This window comes from Exiguobacterium sp. RM11, from assembly GCF_059821525.1.
In genome coordinates this window covers 2,375,001-2,377,500 of record NZ_CM187558.1, presented here as the reverse complement: position 1 = coordinate 2,377,500, position 2,500 = coordinate 2,375,001, and the positions used below count along the sequence as shown (strand labels likewise).

Below are 2,500 nucleotides of genomic sequence, written 5' to 3'. Positions count from 1 at the left end.
TACATAGCGTGGCGTGAGGCACACCCGGGGAACTGAAACATCTAAGTACCCGGAGGAAGAGAAAGAAAATTCGATTCCCTGAGTAGCGGCGAGCGAAACGGGAACAGCCCAAACCAGGAAGCATGCTTCCTGGGGTTGTAGGACACTCTATACGGAGTTACAAAGGGATAGGGTAGGTGAACGACCTGGAAAGGTCGGCCAGAGAAGGTGACGGCCCTGTAGCCGAAACCCCATCCCCTCCAGAGTGGATCCTGAGTACGGCGGGACACGTGAAACCCCGTCGGAATCCGGGAGGACCATCTCCCAAGGCTAAATACTTCCTAGTGACCGATAGTGAACCAGTACCGTGAGGGAAAGGTGAAAAGCACCCCGGAAGGGGAGTGAAACAGATCCTGAAACCGTATGCCTACAAGTAGTCAGAGCCCGTTCACGGGTGATGGCGTGCCTTTTGTAGAATGAACCGGCGAGTTACGATGGCGGGCGAGGTTAAGCCGATGAGGCGGAGCCGCAGCGAAAGCGAGTCTGAACAGGGCGCATCAGTCCGTCGTCGTAGACCCGAAACCAGGTGATCTACCCATGTCCAGGATGAAGGTCAGGTAACACTGACTGGAGGTCCGAACCCACGCACGTTGAAAAGTGCGGGGATGAGGTGTGGGTAGCGGTGAAATGCCAATCGAACCTGGAGATAGCTGGTTCTCTCCGAAATAGCTTTAGGGCTAGCCTCGAGGTGAAGAGTTCTGGAGGTAGAGCACTGATTGGACTAGGGGCCCCCACAGGGTTACCGAATTCAGTCAAACTCCGAATGCCAGCAACTTGTACTCGGGAGTCAGACTGCGAGTGATAAGATCCGTAGTCGAGAGGGAAACAGCCCAGACCATCAGCTAAGGTCCCCAAGTGTATGTTAAGTGGAAAAGGATGTGGCGCTGCACAGACAACTAGGATGTTGGCTTAGAAGCAGCCACCATTCAAAGAGTGCGTAATAGCTCACTAGTCGAGTGGCGCCGCGCCGAAAATGTAACGGGGCTAAACATACCACCGAAGCTATGGATCCCGTAAGGGATGGTAGGAGAGCGTTCCAAGCAGCAGTGAAGCGGTATCGTGAGGAGCCGTGGAGCGCTTGGAAGTGAGAATGCCGGTGTGAGTAGCGAAAAGAGGGGTGAGAATCCCCTCCGTCGAAAGCCTAAGGTTTCCTGAGGAAGGCTCGTCCGCTCAGGGTTAGTCTGGACCTAAGCCGAGGCCGAAAGGCGTAGGCGATGGACAACAGGTCGATATTCCTGTACCGCCGTACCACCGTTTGAACGATGGGGGGACGCAGAAGGATAAGGTGACCGTGCGACTGGAAGTGCACGGACAAGCAGCGAGGCCGTCGGGTTGGCAAATCCGCCCGGCATACAAGGTTGAGCTGTGACGTGGAGCCCGTAGGGCGAAGCACCGGATTTCACGCTGCCAAGAAAAGCCTCTAGTGAGGAGGTCGGCGCCAGTACCGCAAACCGACACAGGTAGGCGAGATGAGAATTCTAAGACGCGCGGGATAACTCTCGTTAAGGAACTCGGCAAAATGGTCCCGTAACTTCGGGAGAAGGGACGCTTATGGCAACATAAGCCGCAGTGAATAGGCCCAAACGACTGTTTAGCAAAAACACAGGTCTCTGCTAAATCGCAAGATGAAGTATAGGGGCTGACGCCTGCCCGGTGCTGGAAGGTTAAGGGGATGTGTCATCGCAAGAGAAGCACTGAACCGAAGCCCCAGTAAACGGCGGCCGTAACTATAACGGTCCTAAGGTAGCGAAATTCCTTGTCGGGTAAGTTCCGACCCGCACGAAAGGCGTAACGATTTGGGCACTGTCTCAACGAGAGACCCGGTGAAATCATAGTACCTGTGAAGATGCAGGTTACCCGCGACAGGACGGAAAGACCCCATGGAGCTTTACTACAGCCTGATATTGAGGCTTTGTACGCGATGTACAGGATAGGTGGGAGTTTGTGAAGCCGGAGCGCCAGCTTCGGTGGAGACACCCTTGGGATACCACCCTTTGCGTATAGAGTCTCTAACTCGCAGCCGTCATCCGGCTGGAGGACCGTGTCAGGCGGGTAGTTTGACTGGGGCGGTCGCCTCCTAAACAGTAACGGAGGCGCCCAAAGGTTCCCTCAGAATGGTTGGAAATCATTCGAAGAGTGCAAAGGCAGAAGGGAGCTTGACTGCGAGACCTACAAGTCGAGCAGGGACGAAAGTCGGGCTTAGTCGATCCGGTGGTTCCGCATGGAAGGGCCATCGCTCAACGGATAAAAGCTACCCTGGGGATAACAGGCTGATCTCCCCCAAGAGTCCACATCGACGGGGAGGTTTGGCACCTCGATGTCGGCTCATCGCATCCTGGGGCTGGAGTAGGTCCCAAGGGTTGGGCTGTTCGCCCATTAAAGCGGTACGCGAGCTGGGTTCAGAACGTCGTGAGACAGTTCGGTCCCTATCCGTCGTGGGCGCAGGAAATTTGAGGAGAGC

General features: G+C 55.4%; 1 rRNA gene (running past both ends of the window). It reads left to right on the top strand.

Features of this window, described 5'->3' with window-relative positions:
• Positions 1–2,500: ribosomal RNA gene (locus AC5LIL_RS12385) — 23S ribosomal RNA — on the top strand (it extends past both window edges: 163 nt to the left, 253 nt to the right).